This is a genomic window from Rhizobium herbae, assembly GCF_017873135.1.
GTDB lineage: Bacteria > Pseudomonadota > Alphaproteobacteria > Rhizobiales > Rhizobiaceae > Pararhizobium > Pararhizobium herbae.
Window position 1 is genome coordinate 221,840 of sequence record NZ_JAGGJV010000011.1, and the last position, 16,630, is coordinate 238,469.

A 16,630-nucleotide genomic window follows, 5' to 3' on the forward strand; every position below is an offset into this window, starting at 1 on the left:
TGAGTGATGGTGACCCTCCAAAACCGCTAACTGGCCCGCCCCTTGCGATGCTCCCGGTGTAGAAACCAAAAGGGGAGCAGAAATAATGCATATCGAAACCAAGACAATCGGCGATACGGTTGTGCACGTGTCGGGCGCCGGTTTGCCGCTTGTGTTCGTGCACGGGTTCACGACCACAGCCCAATTCTGGCGGGAGCAAATTGAGGCGTTCTCGTCCCGTTACAGGGTCATCCGCATCGATCTTCCAGGACACGGTGTATCGCCACGACCGGAGGGACGCAGCTACACAATCGCGGCCTTCGCAAATGATATCCTGGCGGTCTATCGTGCACTCGAAATCGACGAAGCCATTCTCGTCGGCCTCTCAATGGGAGGAACGGTGGTGCAGACCTTTACCCTGTCCCACCCCGAGCGTGTCCTCGCGCTTGTGCTTGTCGGGGCAACGCCCCACGGACTTGGCGCGGATGTCAATGTCGACAATGTTCTCAAGGCCATCGATGACCTCGGCGTTGTCCAGGCGAGCCAGAATGTCATCGAGCGCTCGTTCGGCCGTACAGCCGGCAGAGACCTTGTCGAATTTGCCAGACAAGAGGTTGCCCAAACGCCGGCTTTTGTTGCACGGGAGGCGATCGCCTCACTCAATGCGTCGGACAGCCGGGCCAATCTTCACGATATCGGCGTCCCCACGCTGGTCGTGGTCGGCACTGAGGACATCATCACGCCACCCGGAGAATCCGTTGTTCTCGCAGAGGGTATTCCGGAAAGCCGGCTTGAGGTTATAGCGGACGCGGGTCATTTCCCGATGCTCGAGCAGCCGCGGGTCTTCAACCATGTCCTCGAGAGCTTTCTCAAGGACTGCGATAGTCGTTTTTCTCGGTCGAGCGGCACAGGCCTCTCGCGTCAAATCGTTTGAGTGGGAGGCTCACATGTCTGTTCAAGAGATGACTTCACAGATCAAGCCAAAAGCGCACGATCTGGACCGCAACACGAAACGGACCGTTTTTGCGGCCGCGCTCGGAACCGTTTTCGAATGGTACGACTTCTTTATCTACGGCTCCCTTGCCGCCTTCTTCAGTACGCTGTTCTTCCCGAAGGGCAACGAGACGGCCGCCTTGCTCGCAGCCCTGGCGACCTTCGGCGCGGGCTTCGTCCTTCGGCCTTTTGGTGCAATCGTCTTTGGCAGGCTCGGTGACCTTGTTGGCCGGAAGAAGACCTTCCTTGTAACCATGCTGGTCATGGGTCTTGCCACGGCGGCCATCGGTCTGCTGCCGACATACGATTCCATCGGCTGGGCAGCGCCGGCTTTGCTGGTCGGGCTGCGCCTGCTGCAGGGGTTGGCGGTTGGCGGCGAGTTTGGGGGCGCGGTGACCTACGTTGCGGAGCATTCAGACAGCGATCGGCGGGGGCTCACGACAAGCTGGATTCAGATCACCGCAACGCTTGGTTTATTCTTGTCGCTGATCGTGATCGTTCTTTGCCGGTCCTCGTTGTCGGCGGAGGATTTTGCGAGCTGGGGATGGCGCATACCCTTCATCGGTTCAATCCTGCTTTTGATCCTGTCGCTCTATATCCGCCTGAAGCTACACGAGTCGCCGGTCTTCCAGGAAATGAAGGCGCAGGGGAAAGGCTCGAAGAACCCGATCGCCGAGACCTTGGGTGACCGCAAGAACCTGCGCCTTGTGCTGGTAGCGATCTTCGGCGTCGTCGCCGGGCAGGCGGTCATCTGGTACACGGGCCATTTCTACAGCCTGTATTTTATGACGACGATACTAAAGCTGACCCAGGATCAGGCAAACTTCTACATGCTCGTTGCCCTTACGCTCGGCACCCCGTTCTTTCTGTTCTTCGGTTGGCTTTCCGACAGGATCGGACGCAAGTGGATCGTCGTGACGGGATGCGCCTTGTCGGCCCTGCTGATCATGCCGCTTTTCCAAGCACTGGCGACCTATGGCAATCCTGTGCTGACAGAGTTCCGCGCCAAAACGTCCGTGGTACTGGTGGGTAATGACTGCAACCACGACCAGTCCTTTATCGGACAATTGTTCCGGCCGCAGGCAACGACGGAATGCCAGAAGGTGAAGGCGCTGCTGACTGGGCGTGCCGTTCCTTACACCGTGAAGGTCGATGCAGAACCTCTCCGAATCCAGATCAACAGTGGCGAGGCTAAAACCCTGAATGAGGGCGAACTCGTTGCCGCCCTGACGGAAGTGGGGATGCCGGCGGCAAATGCCCCGGTCCAGCCGAATGGTCCCATGGTCGTCCTTGTCCTCTTTGCCTTGGTCTTCCTGGCGACAATGGTCTACGGACCGCTCGGGGCGCTTCTGGTCGAACTCTTTCCCGTTCGGATACGCTACAGCGGTGTTTCGGTTGCCCTGCAACTCGGCAATGGATGGATCGGCGGATTTGCGCCTTTCGTGGCAACGGCAGTTGTGCTCACGACAGGAAATATCTTCGGCGGGCTCTGGTACACAGTAGCCTTTGCCGGCTTGACGTCAGTGATTGGTGCACTTCTCCTTCCGGAAACGCGAGGGCGCGATCTGAACACATAATCTTTACAACGAGGGGCGCCCCGCGCAGGGGACTTCGGTGAATATGGCTCCCGCCCCACTGCCTTGAAAACCGCATCGAAAGTCCGGGCACTTGTCCGGACTTTTCTGTCATGGGACGGGCATGACAACCCGACGAAATCGTGGCTTGCAGATTATCATCTTCCGGACAAGCTTAACCGCTGAGATCGACGGCGTGCATCGCAAGTACGCCCGAGATCTCCTGGCCGATGATCGGGCGACACAGTTGAGGCTTGGCTACACGCACCACACCAGGACCCCGGCCCGTTGCGCCAACGGTCTGTTAAGCGGTTAAATGGAATTTTGCAAATCTGGGGACCATTCCAGGTTAAAAACGGGAGTTCATTGAAATTGACTACAATAAAATCATACCCTGCCTACGTTTTAAGCATGCAGTTTATTTAAGCAGCAGCCGCGGTAAAGTACGAAAATTTGGCGGTTTCTGCTGTTATTTTGGCCGGAAATGCATGCCTTGGCCCTATTGCGCTATTGGCCGGTTTTACCTGTAATGCGCCTCAAGCAAGCCTAGCGGCTCGCCACTAATAGTACCTCTAAATCGAGAACTGGCTGAAATCGAACCCGCTTTAAGCGAGACGGCGAAGCTATGCAAACACGGAGCAAGCGGCAATGTCGAAGTTGAAAACCACAATCCTGACGGGTTTTTTGGGCGCGGGAAAGACAACCCTGCTGAACCGGATTTTGAGCTTGGGAAGCGCCGAGCGTGTCGCCGTCATCGTCAACGAGTATGGGGAGGTCGGGATAGATGGACAACTCGTCGTTCAGACCAAGGATGAAATCGTCGAGCTCAACAATGGTTGCATTTGCTGCACGGTCCGGGACGATCTTATCGCCGCCATCCGCAGCCTGCTCGCATCTGGACGACCAATCGACCGTTTCATAATCGAAACCTCTGGGCTGGCCGACCCAGCCCCGGTCATACAATCGTTCATTCTCGACGAGGTTCTATCGGCAAGGCTTGAGCTCGATGCGATCGTGACAGTTGTCGACGCGCGTCACATATCGCGCCAGCTCTCGCAGGAGGAGGCGGTCGAGCAGATCAGTTTCGCCGACGTCCTCTTGCTCAACAAGATCGATCTTGAAGACGAATATCGTTTGATCGAAATCGAACAAGACCTGTCGAGGCGCAACCCACTGGCCCGGATCATCCGCACAAGTTCCTGCGACGTGGAACTGGCCGACGTCCTGGGGATCGGCGCCTTCGACCTCAAGAACATTCTAGCGATCGATCCGAACATTCTGGACGAACATGCCCACGAGCACGACCAGACGATCGGCTGCGTCGCTATCCGCGACTACGAGGCTCTCGACCCGGCCGCCCTCAATCGATGGCTCACCCGACTTGTCCAGGAGATCGGTACCGATCTTTTCCGCATGAAGGGCGTGTTGAACTTCGCCGGCGAGGCGCGGCGATACGTCTTCCATGGCGTCCATATGACCCTGGAAGGACGCCCAGGCAAGATCTGGCAGCCATCCGAGGCTCGCCTGAGCGACTTGGTCTTTATCGGTCGCAATCTCGACGAACGCAGCCTACGCGAGGGTTTCAGAAGCTGCCTTGCCAATCCGCATGCGCTCGCTTCCTGACCCCTTCATTCCGGAAATGCCACTTGTCCATCAAGGAGACCAATCATGCCCCCTCTAATTGCCGCAATGATCAGCCTTGGCGTCCTGGGCGCGATCGATACCTACGTTACTGCAACCGTATTTCCCGTTCCCGTCTGGGTGACGTTCATCGCCTGGGCTTCCTTCTTCGCTTGTGGCGGTGGCCAGCGCGGACTGGTCAAAAGCATTGTTTCGAACTGGACGGGCATCATGATCGCTACGATCACGCTCCTAATCATCCAGTTCGGACCAGCCTATCCAATCTTCGCTGCCGTCCTGGTCGGTCTCGGCACGTCGGCAATGGTACTTGCTTCCTCCATTCCGATCCTGAGCTTCACTCCAGCGATCGTCTTTGGCTTCGCCTCCTTCGTTGGCACGACGGCCGCCACCAACACCACCGTTGTGACCTCCGGCATCAATCATCCAACACTCGTCGCGATGGCCGCCATGCTGCTTGGGGGCGTCTTCGGGTTGCTCTCCGAAATGGGCACCAATCTCCTGGCGGCCAAGAAGCCGATCACCGCCTAATTCCGTAACGCAGAAAGGACAACGTCATGAAACTGCAACACTATCTAGGCGGGCTTGAGGGTCTAGGCCCGGTGAGCACCGAAACTCGCGTTTTCGTCGAGACCTGGGAAACCCGCATCTTCGGCATCCATACGGCTATGATGGCGCTTTCCTCGCAACTGCCACTTCCCCCGACACCGTCCAAATTCACGACTGTTTGGACATGGGCGGACCTTCGAAAGGGTGCCGAATCCCTGAACCCGTTCGATTATTTCAAATTCCGCTATTACGAAAAATGGCTCGGCGGCATTTCCGGCTACTTCATCGACAACGGATATATCACCGCGGACGAACTCGACGCGTTGACGGAAGAATATTATAGCGATCCGTCGAAGTCGGTTCCTGCCGCCGGCGACGCGGCCATCGACAACCGGGTGGTGCAATATCTCGTCGAAGGCGACAGCCCGAAGCGCGACACCAATGTGTCTTTTGATTTCGCGGTCGGCGACTTGGTTTCAATCAAGAACGTTCCCTCCATCGAGCACACCAGACTTCCGGGCTTTCTCCGCAACAAGAGCGGCACCGTCGAGACTGTCTACGATGGAGCTTACGTCTACCTCTGCGATACAGGGACCGACGGCGTCGGCGCTGCAATGCCCGTCTACTGCATTCGGTTCGAACCGGAAGACCTCTGGCCCGGCAACACTGAGAAAAACTTCAGTCTCTACGCCGATCTGTATTCGCACTACGTCGAAGCGCCTGCGGCAGCATCTGCCAAACAGGCTGCTTGACCCGCCATCCAATAGGAGCACACATCACATGATCGACCGCTTTCAATATCGCGAGGATCGCGAAGCCTACAGCGCCGCGCGGGTCAAGGCTCTCGAAGCCCTGCTGATCAAAAAGGGCATTATAACGGACAAGACCGTCGACACGGTCCTCGACTTCTTCGAAACGAAGATGGGACCCTTCAACGGTGCAAAGATCGTCGCCCGAGCCTGGGTTGACCCGTCCTTCAAAGATCGGCTCGTGACAGACACGCCGGCGGCGATCGCCGAACTCAATCTGCCCGAGGGCATGGCAGGCGCCGAGGGCGAGCATATGCGTGCCGTCGCGAACTCGCCGGATGTGCACAACCTTATCATATGCACACTTTGCTCCTGCTATCCCTGGCCGGTCTTGGGGCTGCCTCCCTACTGGTACAAGGATCCCACCTTTCGCAGCCGCGCCGCCCGCGAACCACGCGCTGTCCTGGGCGAGTTCGGACTCCCGGTCCCCGAGGCCATCGAAATCAAGGTGTGGGATTCCAGTGCGCAAATCCGCTGGTTCGTCGTTCCTGAACGTCCCGTTGGCACAGAAGGAATGACGGAAGCGGAGCTTGAGGCGCTCGTTACTCCCGAGGCTATGATGGGCGTCGCCATCGCCAAGGCCGCGTGAGGCCGTCGACGATGTTGACCCAGTTCGAGCACTTCGCAGTCACCGAGATGATGGGGAAGACTGACAATCCGCCTCGCGCCAACGGGTCTCTCTGCTTCGGTTCGCAATGGGAGCGGTCCTCGTTCGGAATGGCCCTGGCGCTCGCCAAGAACGGCATTTTTGAGTGGGATGATTTTCGCGACGAACTCATCTCGACGATCAAGGCCTGGGAGGATGCCCATCCTGTCGATCGCTCGACATGGAACTACTACGACCAGTTCCTGGCGGCGCTCGAGAAGGCAGTCGTCAAGGCTGGCATCATCGATCCCGAAGAGATCCGGGCCGTGCTCGCGGGCTGATCAAAAACAGCAACAGATACTTCGCAAAGGGCACGCCGCCCGTCTCGAAAGGTACGAAAAATGTCAGTATCGGCAACTTCAAACATCTCGACGCCCATCATAGCGAACTCCGCAGCCAGAATTCTTCAGGCGGCGATGGCCTTGTGCTTTGGCGCGATCATCGTCGGCTTTGTAGGGTTTTCCCATATCGAGATCGTTCACAACGCAGCGCATGACGCCCGTCATGCCAATGCCTTTCCTTGCCACTGAGGGCCTCTAAAATGTCTTTGTTTCGCTCCATCGTTTTTACCGCTGCCCTTACCGGCGTCATCGTTGGTGTGTCCGTAAGCGCGGTTCAGTTTGCCGGCACAAGCCAGTTGATCGCCAAGGCGGAGATCTACGAAAAAGCGGGCGACGTGGAGCCCGAGGCGATCACCAAGTCCCCCATGGCGGATGCCCACGTCCATGAAGCTGGTCACGATCACGAAGAAGGCGCCTGGGAACCCGCAGACGGGTTTGAACGAATGGCGTTCACGGTGGCCGCCAACATGCTGACCGCGATTGGATATGCGCTGGTGCTGTGCGGCCTTATCGCGACGCGCGGAAAACCCGTAACGTGGCGCGAAGGCCTGCTTTGGGGATTGGCAGGGTTCGCATGCGTAATGCTCGCTCCCATGCTGGGTCTGCCGCCCGAACTGCCAGGGACACCCTCTGCTCCGCTTGGTGACCGGCAACTCTGGTGGATCGGAACCGCCCTGGCGACTGCCGCGGGCATCGGACTGATCGCGTTCAAGCGTAAGCCATGGGCGGCCCTGATTGCCATCGCGCTGATCGCCGCGCCTCATTTGATTGGCGCCCCTGCAGCGCCAGAAGGGACGCACGCGCTGGCTCCGGAAGCTCTCGAGCGTCAATTCGTTGCCGCGGCAGTCATGACCAGCCTCGTGTTCTGGGCGCTCCTGGGCTCGTTGAGCGGGACACTCTTCAACCGCTTCGAACGCGCGACGTGAGCAACGATATGATCTGGAGGGACGACCTCGATGCACTGCAGTTTGCCGCCGGAAATGGTGGCAACTGCATCGTTCATCGCCGAGCATTCCGTGCACTATTGTTCAAACCCCCAGTGCAGCAAGACTGCGTCGAATTCTATGAACAGAACGACGTCGCATTTGAGGCGGCAGCCAAGGCGAAGATCGACAAGGGGGATGTCCATGAGGGATGTAACTTCCACCTCAACAGCAGGCAGATACGACGCAGCCTGACGCGAGGGAACTGGCAGCGATCTTGCATGACCAATTTGGCGAATGACAAACCAGGAGACTAAAGCCCATGCGAATCGTCATCCTCGCGCCACCCGGCGTGCAGTCACTCGACATCGTTGGTCCCGCCGAGGTCTTCTGGGAGGCGGCAAGACGATTGGGCGACATGGACGCTTACGATATCCAAATCATGTCGACTGGCGCCCCTTCCGTGACGGGAACGGGCCAGTTGCGGTTCATGGCCGATCGGACAATCTTCGATGAGGACGAGGATATCGACACCCTACTCGTAGCAGGCGACCCGGCCTTCTTCGAAATCGACCCAGCCGTCATTGCCTGGCTCCAGCGTCGAGTACCGACGGCCAGACGGTTCGGATCGATCTGCACTGGAGTGTTCCTGCTCGCCGCCGCCGGTCTTCTCGACGGAAAAAGGGTCACCACGCATTGGGAATGCGCCGCGAAGTTCAGCGACGAATATCCCGATATCGATCTGGACGCCGACGCCATCTACGTGCGCGACGGGTCTCTGATAACGGCTGCCGGTGTCACGGCAGGTATCGATCTCGCATTGTCGCTCGTCGAGGAAGATCATGGCAAGGACACCGCAATGATCGTTGCGCGCTACATGGTCATGTTCATGAAAAGACCTGGCGGACAGTCGCAGTTCAGTGCATATCTCGTCGGCCAGATGTCGGAAACGACCCTGATCCAGAAGGCCCAGGAGTACGTTTTGTCGAATTTGAACCGCGACCTCGACGTGGAGAGTCTTGCCCACGAGGTCGGCATGAGCACCCGGAACTTCGCTCGGGTCTTCCGTAAGGAGCTCGGCTTCACGCCGGCGGAATTCGTTGCAGCCGCCCGCACGGACGCTGCGAGACGACTGCTGCAGGACACCACGCAGCCGCTCTTGAGGATCGCTACGACTTGCGGCTTCGCGGACGTGAATGCTATGCGCCGGGTCTTCGCCAAAACCATCGGCGTAAGTCCGAATGACTACAGGAGCCGTTTCCAGACATCGTCGAAGCCATCGCAAACCATGCCTATTGGCGATGCTAAAGGGCACCCGCAGAGGGCTCTCGCGATGGAGATAGCGTTAGCTACCTCCCATCCTGGCGCGGTCAGCGGGCGAGGAGCGCGAGCGGTTTGAGTTCGAGTCTGTGGCATTGAATTTCTTCACACACCAACCGACCCAGGATGATCGGAATGTCCGGGCCAACCGCCCCCCGAATGGCAGCGACGACCTGGCTTGCGAACCGTGACCGCTCCTTGATCGTCGCACCACCATAGCGATCGGTACGGCAGTTGGTGCCTGACCATAAACGAACGATATTCGAACCCTGTTGACCCGCAACGCTCAATCATCGGTTCAAACGGGTCTCACACCGGAATTGGGCCGTAGGTCTTGACGTTTTCCATGGACACGCAGGTGCGGAAACTTTTGACGTTGCCCGCGTCGAAAAACAACCTCCGCGTGACCTCATTGTACTCTGCCATGTCCTTCACGTTGAGGATCAGGATGAAGTCCATCTCGCCAGTGACGTAATAGCACTGCTGAACCTGTGGACACCGGTTGAAGCGATCCTTCATTGCATCCAGCAGGTCCAACCGTTCATTCTCGGTGGTGACATGGACGATGATCGTCAGCGGCCGCCCGACGGCAGTCTCGTCCAGCACCGCAATATCCTGTCGGATGACTTTTGTTTCGCGCAGATGCTGAAGTCGGCGTGCGACCGCGGGAGGCGACAGCCCAATTTTCTCTGCGATGACGCGTTGAGACGCATGGTTGTCCTGCTGCACCATGCGCAGGATTTTCACATCGAAGTCATCGAGCTCAACTGCGATAGATCGAACCATGTTTCCCCTCGTTCGCGCAAACTTCTTGCAAAGACTATGTGAAATGAGAGCGCAAATAAAGGTCGTTCCGCAATATTGTCTCGCAATCGACGAACGAGGCGGCCATGATCCATTTCCATTCTCCCGACCACGACCTTCTAACCGAGTCCGACAAGGTGCTTCTCGGCGCTGCGGCGCCGAACCTTGTACGCCCCTACCTCAGCCTCTGGCGAAACGAACGTTCAACGCCGCTGATCTTGCTGCCAGAGATCGCGCAGGCAACCGAAGTGGCGACGGTCGTAATGAAGGACGAGGGACAGCGGTTAGGTCTCGGCAGCTTCAAGGCTCTTGGCGGGGCATATGCGGTGATGACCCTTTTTAAGCGCATGCTGGAGGCGCATCTCGAAGACAACATCTCCATCGCGCAGCTCATCTCTCCAGCAGCTCGTGGATTCGCGGCATCGATTACGTTCTGCTGCGCCACCGATGGAAACCATGGGAAGTCGGTGGCCGCCGGTGCGCGCATTCTCGGTTGCCGTTCGGTCATCTTTGTCCATGAGGGGGTGACAACCGCCCGCGCTGCGGCGATCGGCGCGGATGAAATCGTGCGTGTCAAGGGCAACTACGACATGTCTGTCGATGAAGCCGAACGGGTCAGCAAGGAGCGCGGTTGGGTGCTCGTTTCAGATACATCGTGGGAGGGTTACGAGGAGATCCCATCGTTGGTGGCGCAGGGGTATACGATTCTCGCTGAAGAGGCCTTGGATCAGATTGAAGAACTTAACATCGATCCGCCAACCCATGTGTTTCTACAGGCAGGGGTCGGTGGCTTTGCGAGCAGTATTTCGCTCCATCTCAGTGAGGCGCTTGGACACGAGAACATAAAGACGATTGTCGTCGAACCTGACCGTGCAGCCTGCCTGTTCATGTCTGCAAAGGCCGGACGGCTCTCTTCGTTTTCTCCCACCGAACCAACCATCATGGCCATGCTTGAGTGCTACACGCCGTCTCTGGTCGCCTGGCGGATCCTGAACGCAATCGCAACCGCCTTCGCCACAGTTTCGGAAGAGGAGGCGAAGGACGCCATGCGCAAGCTGGCCTTTCGAGAACAGCCTATTGTCGCGGGCGAAAGTGGTTGCGCCGGGCTGGCGGGGCTGCTGGCCGTTGCCGGTGATCCAGAGGTGCGCAGGAGACTTGGCCTCAACGATAGTAGCCGCGTCCTCCTCATCAACACGGAAAGTGCAACCGATCCAGCTTCTTACGAAAACATAGTCGGTTCAACCGCTGATGAAGTGCTTCGGAACGTTGCCAACCATTCAAGCTGATATGCCAAATCCCAATCAAACCAACCTATAGAAAGGGAACAAAAATGAGCGCCATCAACATTCCCCAGCGCGGCTTTTCGCCAAAAGAATTCGAGACCCGCGTCGAGCGCGCAAGACAGATCATGCACAGGCACAAGTTCGATGCGCTGCTGGTCTCTTCGCCGCCAAATGTCCGCTACTTCACGGGATTTGACTCCCAGTTCTGGGAAAGCCCGACCAGGCCGTGGTTCGTTGTCGTTCCGCTCGAAGGTGATCCGGTAGCCGTCATCCCGGAAATCGGGGCGCCAGAAATGGCGCTGACCTGGATGAAAGATATTCGCACCTGGCAAGCTCCGAATCCCGAGGATGACGGCATCTCTCTGCTCAAATCGACGATCGAAAGCTTTCCACGGCGCTATGGTCGCATTGGTGCGGAGCTTGGCCGCGAGATGGCGCTGCGCATGCCTGTGTCGGATCTGCTTAGGTTGCGCGATACCCTCGCGCTTGAGATCGCCGATGGATCGCCCTGCATCTGGGAAATCCGCATGGTCAAGACCCCGGCGGAAATCGACCACATCCATTACATTTGCCAAATTGCAAGCGATGCTTACGAGGCCCTCCCCGCGAGTATTTCGATCGGCGAGAGCGAACGCGAGATCGCCCGAAAGTTACGGATTGACATTGCCCGCCGTGGTGCGGACGCCACCCCATTCATGCCGGCGATCTCCGGACCAGGCGGCGTGTCGCAGATCGTGTGTGGGCCCCACGACCGTCTGATCCAGGCGGGTGACGTCCTTTTTATCGATACAGGTTCAACATTTGACGGGTACTTCTGTGACTTCGATCGGAACTACGCGATCGGCAGCATCTCCGATGAAGCGAAACGCGTTCACGACGCCCTTTGGCTGGCGACGGAGGCCGGAATCGCTGCGGCTGTGCCTGGCGCGAAGACCGACGACGTGTTCCGCGCCATGGCGAAGATCATCGACGATGCCGGTGCCATCGGCAACAACGTCGGCCGCCTTGGCCACGGGTTGGGATTGCAGTTGACCGAACCGCCTTCCCATAGGCTCGGTGATGGCACCGTGATCGTCGAGAATATGGTGCTGACCATCGAACCCGGAATGGAATACGCACCAGGGAAAATGATCGTCCACGAAGAGAACATCGCCATCACCAAGGACGGACCGCGGCTCCTTACCAAGCGCGCCCCGCGGGAGATGCCAACAATCCGCTAAGAGTTTCGGGAGGGAAAACGGAGGAGGACTGCTTCAACACCGCGCGGATGGTCCGCACGGGAAACACAAAAAAGGGGAATAAAATGCACAAGAAAATTATTTCGGCCGTCGTAGTGGCATTCACCGCATTGGCCACAATGACCGCAAGTGGATCGTCTGCGGCAGCGCGAAACCTCAAGACGATTACCGAGGGGACTTTGCTGGTCGGCTCGGACCAGGTGTACCCGCCTTACGACTATCTTGAGGATGGTGTGACGAAGGGCTTTGACGCCGATGTCATGGCTATCATAGCGCCGAAGCTAGGTGTGGAAGTGACGTTTATGGATACGCGCTTTGCCAGTCTCATCCCGGGTCTTCAGGCAAACCGCTTTGATATGATCGCGTCTGCGCTCTATGTCACGCCTGCGCGCGCCAAAGTGGTTGATTACATCGCTTATGCCAAAACGGGCGGCTCGTTGATGGTGCGCGCCGACGACACCTTCGAACCAAAGACACCGGAAGACCTTTGCGGCAAGCGGGTGGCTAACCTCAAGGGCGCGGCCTGGGTGCCCGAACTGCAGAAGGTTTCGCAAGAGACATGCGGTTCCAACCCAATCGACGTCAAGGAGTTCGCAACGTCGGCCGAAGCAGCGCAAGCACTCCTGTCGCGCGGCGCCGATGTCGTGTTCGACGATGCCGGTGTATCAAAAGCGGCATTGGTTGCATCGGGTGACCGACTGAAGATCACGTCCTCTAAAATTCTCTTTCCGGTCATCATGGGACTGGCGGTGAAGAAAGGCAATGATCAGTTGCTTGCCGGACTCAAAGAGGCGTTCGAGCCGCTGAAATCGAGTGAGGAATACAAGGCGATTCTCGCCAAATACAACCTTGATCTCCCGACCGATGCCGAAATCGCCTCTGCGTTGACCGAGGCCAAGTAACCTCACTCCGTCCCGGGTCGCCTTGGCGGCTCGGGCATCCTCTGTTGGAAACTGAAGATATGGCTTTCGATTGGTCTTACACAGTCGGGCTCCTGTGGAGCCGCGACTTTTGGAATGCGACCTTGCTGGTCGTCGAGCTCAGCGTTGCGACATGGGTGCTAGCCGTAGTCCTTGGCTTTTTCGTCGCCCTTGCCGACCGCTCCGGCCTCATGGTTGTGAGGCGCGCTGCTGCACTATACGTCTGGTTCTTTAGAAGCCTTCCGCTTCTCGTGCTGCTAATCTTTGTCTACAACCTGCCCCAGGCCTTTCCCTCGACGTCGGCTCTCCTCTCGATCCCCTTCGTTGCGGGGCTCTTGGCCATGGTGCTGAGCGAGACGGCGTACATCGCGGAAATTCACCGCGGCGCTCTTGTTTCGGTGGGAAAGGGCCAGTACGAGGCGGGTCGCGTCCTTGGCCTCTCACGGGCTGGAATCCAGCGCCTGATTGTGATCCCACAGGCACTGCGTATTGCTCTTCCCTCGCTTGGTAACGAGTTCGTATCGATCGTAAAGCTGACATCACTCGTGTCGGTCATTTCGCTCGCTGAAATCCTCCTGGTCGGTCAACGCTACTACACCCAAAACTTCAAGGTCATCGAAACGATGGTGGCCGTCGCCTTCTACTATATCCTGATCGTCACCGTTTTTGATACCGGACTGAAGGCACTCGAACGGCGGCTGGACTTTTCCAGACGCTTGGCCGAGCTAACCACGGAGGATGTGGCATCGAACGGCGAGATTGCAGAAGAAATCGGCACCGACAGTCCGCCAGCGTCCAGGCAGCCTGCCATCCGGCTAGAGCGCGGTGGCAAGTCATTCGGTATTTATCCGGTCTTCCAGGATCTGAACCTTGCCGTGAAACCCGGTGAAGTTGTCTCCATTATCGGACCGTCAGGATCTGGGAAAACCACACTCATTCGCTCACTGAACGGACTCGAAACGCTTGAGCACGGCGTGGTCTATCTCGAAGAGAAACCCTTCCTTGCGGGGTCGAAAGAGAAGCTCGCCAAATCACTCCGTCATGTCAGCAGCGACGCACTCCGGATTGGAATGGTTTTCCAGAACTTCAATCTCTTCCCGCACCGCACAGCGCTTGAGAACGTCATGATCGGCCCCCTGTATCACAAGCGCGCAAGTGCTTCGGAGCTTCGGCAGGAAGCGCGGACCATGCTCAACGATGTCGGAATGCTTGTCCACGAGAACAAGTATCCGCATCAACTTTCCGGAGGCCAGCAACAGCGCGTCGCCATAGCGCGCGCGCTCGCAATGCACCCGTCGATTCTCTTGTTCGACGAACCCACATCCGCGCTTGATCCCGAAACCGTCGGCGAAGTGCTCCGGATCATGGCCGCGCTGGCGCGATCGGGTCGGACTATGGTGATCGTCACACACGAGATGAAGTTTGCAATGGAGGTCTCCGACCGAGTCGTCTTTATGGAGAAAGGACGGATCGTGTTTGACGGATCTCCGGCGCTACTGGCCGAGCGAAGGAGAGAGGACGGTCGACTGGCGGAATTTGTCCGCATCTAAGGGAGTAATGATGGCAGCGCGGGCGATTTCAGATGAACAAAAGCTGGCTGAGGCAACAACGCTTCACGCCGATACCAAAGGTCAAATATGAGCGATATCTCAGTTGATGGGGACCGTCTCCTAATGCGTCTCAAGGAGCTTGGAAATATCGGACGTGACGCTGGTGGGCGACTTGTCCGGCTTGCCGGATCTGACGGCGACAAACTTGGGAGAGACCTCTTCGTTTGCTGGCTCAGCCAAGCAGGTCTCGACGTTGCAGTCGACCGTATCGGAAATATCTTTGGTATATGGCGCCCGGCCGGAACTGAAGACTGCCAGCCCCTCATGCTTGGTTCACATATCGACACCGTCATCAATGCCGGTATTTACGATGGATGCTACGGCGTTGTCGCCGGGCTTGAAGTAATACAGGCCCTCAAGGCGGCAAATTTTCGGCCGATACGTCCAATAGCGGTTGCAGCCTTCACCAATGAGGAGGGTGTGCGGTTCGCACCTGACATGATGGGGTCGCTGGTCTATGCCCGGGGCTTGGACGTGGATGCCGCGCTCTCGACGGTCGGCACCGATGGAGCGATCCTCGGCGAGGAACTCAAACGCATCGGTTACGCTGGAGCGGAAGCGCCCGGGTTCCTGAAGCCCTTTGCCTACGTAGAGCTTCACATTGAACAGGGCCCTGTCCTGGAAAGGGAGGGTATCGCCCTGGGAGCGGTGGAGAACCTGCAAGGTATCTCCTGGCAAAGGATTACGGTTGAGGGCACCGCCAACCACGCCGGGACAACCCCAATTAACATGCGGGCGGATGCGGGCTACGGAGCCGCCCGTATCATTGCCTATCTTCGCGAACGTGCCCGTTCTTCAGCTACCCCCACGGTTGCGACGGTCGGCTGCCTCGAACTCGAACCCAATGCGATCAACGTCATTCCGTCTCGCGCTACGTTGACCGTCGATCTTCGCGACCCATTCGAGCATAGGCTCAAAGAGGAAAGTGGAGCATTAGGGGCATTTTTGGAGATGCTGGCACGGGAGGAACAATTGCTGATATCAGTTGAGCAACTGGCTCAGTCCAGTCCTGTCGCCTTTAACCGGGAGATCGTGCAAATGATTGAAGGTGCTGCGGAAAAGCGCGGTCTTACCTGCCGCCGCATGACCTCCGGCGCTGGGCATGACGCGCAGATGATCGCACCAATCGCGCCAACCGCGATGATTTTTGTTCCCAGCTGCGGCGGCATCAGTCACAACCCTGCCGAATATACATCAAAGGCCGACTTGGTCGCAGGTGCCAACGTACTGATGGATGTCGTTCGCCATATCTCATCGCAAGCGTGTATATAGCTAACACCGAGATTTTGACTTCTCGAAGCTGCCATGCGCAAGCGTGAACTGATGGATATCGGCGCTGGCAAGCTTTATGTGCGTCGCGACCAAGACGACAGGTTCAAGGAAAGGTCGGCATACCGGGAACTCTTTTGCCCCGCCGGCCGGATTTTTGCACAGCCGTTTTCGCTTGTTTGCTGCGCAGTACATATAGACATTATCGCTTCCGCTCAAATCGCTGCGTCCGATGAGCGGCGTATCCAAGCCGCGGTTATGCTGGATGGGCTGGCAGAGCCCATCGTCGGTGAAGCCCATTGCCGGGTCGATAAAAGGTGCGAGATCATTTCTGGTTTAGGATCAGGCGTCAAAGTGGATGTTAACTGGCGTCGCCGGGGGACAGTCGAGTCTGCAGATTTGACTATTCAGTGCCCAAAGGACTGCTCGTTCACATCAGGTCGGTCGAAGGTCACTTTCCAGAGCGAACGAAAATTCGATCTTTTTCGCGGCGCAGAGAACCACGTTGAGATAAAGCCGGTGTTAAGGCCCAGGATCAAAATTGGGCAAATTTTTCTGATCGTCGAATAAGCTTACTGATCGCTGCAATTGACGCATTGTTGCCATCTGCCTGGCAGCGGAAGTCGTTCGAAACGGCAAAACGTGTCGTGGTCAAGGTGCCCGGCAAACAGCGCTTACCCATCACAGACCCATGTCAAAACATGGTCGCCTATGAATCACTGATCATGCCGGTT

At 57.6% G+C, this 16,630-nt stretch carries 18 protein-coding genes and 1 pseudogene; 17 read left to right on the forward strand and 2 right to left on the reverse strand.

The annotated features are described in order from the left end of the window. Window positions 1-85: 85 nt before the first annotated feature. From J2Z75_RS25895 to J2Z75_RS25945, 11 genes are all read left to right on the forward strand, one after another. Window positions 86-913: an alpha/beta fold hydrolase gene (locus J2Z75_RS25895; protein WP_209856366.1), complete on the forward strand. Its 828-nt coding sequence runs from the start codon at window positions 86-88 to the stop codon at window positions 911-913. Between the two features lie 13 nt (window positions 914-926). Then, window positions 927-2,549, forward strand: coding sequence for an MFS transporter (locus J2Z75_RS25900; RefSeq protein ID WP_209856369.1), 1,623 nt, complete (start codon window positions 927-929; stop codon window positions 2,547-2,549). 645 nt (window positions 2,550-3,194) lie between these two features. Beyond that, window positions 3,195-4,169 (forward strand): CobW family GTP-binding protein, encoded by a 975-nt coding sequence (locus tag J2Z75_RS25905; RefSeq protein WP_209856372.1) that lies wholly within the window; start codon window positions 3,195-3,197, stop codon window positions 4,167-4,169. Window positions 4,170-4,214: 45 nt separating this feature from the next. Beyond that, window positions 4,215-4,715, forward strand: coding sequence for a DUF1097 domain-containing protein (locus tag J2Z75_RS25910; protein ID WP_209856374.1), 501 nt, complete (start codon window positions 4,215-4,217; stop codon window positions 4,713-4,715). Between the two features lie 26 nt (window positions 4,716-4,741). After that, complete coding sequence (gene nthB / locus J2Z75_RS25915) at window positions 4,742-5,485, forward strand: nitrile hydratase subunit beta (protein ID WP_209856376.1); 744 nt, start codon at window positions 4,742-4,744, stop codon at window positions 5,483-5,485. Between the two features lie 28 nt (window positions 5,486-5,513). Beyond that, the gene (nthA, locus tag J2Z75_RS25920) at window positions 5,514-6,131 is read left to right on the forward strand and encodes a nitrile hydratase subunit alpha (protein WP_018484462.1); all 618 of its coding nucleotides are present in this window, start codon (window positions 5,514-5,516) and stop codon (window positions 6,129-6,131) included. A gap of 11 nt (window positions 6,132-6,142) precedes the next feature. After that, on the forward strand, window positions 6,143-6,469 hold the full coding sequence (locus tag J2Z75_RS25925; RefSeq protein ID WP_209856378.1) for a nitrile hydratase accessory protein: 327 nt from the start codon (window positions 6,143-6,145) through the stop codon (window positions 6,467-6,469). Window positions 6,470-6,529: 60 nt separating this feature from the next. Beyond that, entirely contained in the window at window positions 6,530-6,718 is a 189-nt protein-coding gene (locus J2Z75_RS25930; protein ID WP_209856380.1) for a CbtB domain-containing protein, read from the forward strand. A gap of 11 nt (window positions 6,719-6,729) precedes the next feature. Next, on the forward strand, window positions 6,730-7,455 hold the full coding sequence (locus J2Z75_RS25935; protein WP_209856382.1) for a CbtA family protein: 726 nt from the start codon (window positions 6,730-6,732) through the stop codon (window positions 7,453-7,455). Continuing rightward, entirely contained in the window at window positions 7,452-7,769 is a 318-nt protein-coding gene (locus tag J2Z75_RS25940; RefSeq protein ID WP_327791297.1) for a hypothetical protein, read from the forward strand. The genes J2Z75_RS25935 and J2Z75_RS25940 overlap by 4 nt, the downstream gene beginning before the upstream one ends. Before the next feature lie 5 nt (window positions 7,770-7,774). After that, on the forward strand, window positions 7,775-8,851 hold the full coding sequence (locus J2Z75_RS25945; RefSeq protein WP_209856385.1) for a GlxA family transcriptional regulator: 1,077 nt from the start codon (window positions 7,775-7,777) through the stop codon (window positions 8,849-8,851). A 43-nt stretch (window positions 8,852-8,894) separates the two neighbouring features. Here the strand turns inward: J2Z75_RS25945 and J2Z75_RS29810 are convergent. Together J2Z75_RS29810 and J2Z75_RS25955 are read right to left on the reverse strand one after the other, a co-directional pair. Next, a pseudogene (locus J2Z75_RS29810) lies at window positions 8,895-9,020 on the reverse strand (12-oxophytodienoate reductase); the annotation flags it as partial. Window positions 9,021-9,081: 61 nt separating this feature from the next. Further along, complete coding sequence (locus tag J2Z75_RS25955) at window positions 9,082-9,558, reverse strand: Lrp/AsnC family transcriptional regulator (protein WP_027668200.1); 477 nt, start codon at window positions 9,556-9,558, stop codon at window positions 9,082-9,084. 104 nt (window positions 9,559-9,662) lie between these two features. On the opposite strand from J2Z75_RS25955, the gene J2Z75_RS25960 reads away from it, so the two are divergent. The 6 genes from J2Z75_RS25960 (at window position 9,663) to J2Z75_RS25985 (ending at window position 16,466) form a co-directional block, all read left to right on the forward strand. Continuing rightward, the gene (locus tag J2Z75_RS25960; protein ID WP_209856388.1) at window positions 9,663-10,862 is read left to right on the forward strand and encodes a diaminopropionate ammonia-lyase; all 1,200 of its coding nucleotides are present in this window, start codon (window positions 9,663-9,665) and stop codon (window positions 10,860-10,862) included. A gap of 44 nt (window positions 10,863-10,906) precedes the next feature. Continuing rightward, window positions 10,907-12,079 (forward strand): M24 family metallopeptidase, encoded by a 1,173-nt coding sequence (locus J2Z75_RS25965; RefSeq protein WP_209856392.1) that lies wholly within the window; start codon window positions 10,907-10,909, stop codon window positions 12,077-12,079. Window positions 12,080-12,162: 83 nt separating this feature from the next. After that, window positions 12,163-12,999 carry a transporter substrate-binding domain-containing protein gene (locus J2Z75_RS25970; protein WP_234937572.1) on the forward strand — a complete coding sequence of 279 codons (837 nt, stop codon included), beginning with the start codon at window positions 12,163-12,165 and terminating at the stop codon, window positions 12,997-12,999. Window positions 13,000-13,058: 59 nt separating this feature from the next. Beyond that, window positions 13,059-14,567, forward strand: coding sequence for an amino acid ABC transporter permease/ATP-binding protein (locus J2Z75_RS25975; RefSeq protein WP_027668197.1), 1,509 nt, complete (start codon window positions 13,059-13,061; stop codon window positions 14,565-14,567). Window positions 14,568-14,654: 87 nt separating this feature from the next. Beyond that, window positions 14,655-15,899: a Zn-dependent hydrolase gene (locus J2Z75_RS25980; RefSeq protein WP_209856395.1), complete on the forward strand. Its 1,245-nt coding sequence runs from the start codon at window positions 14,655-14,657 to the stop codon at window positions 15,897-15,899. A 33-nt stretch (window positions 15,900-15,932) separates the two neighbouring features. Further along, entirely contained in the window at window positions 15,933-16,466 is a 534-nt protein-coding gene (locus tag J2Z75_RS25985; RefSeq protein WP_209856398.1) for a hypothetical protein, read from the forward strand. Window positions 16,467-16,630: the final 164 nt, after the last annotated feature.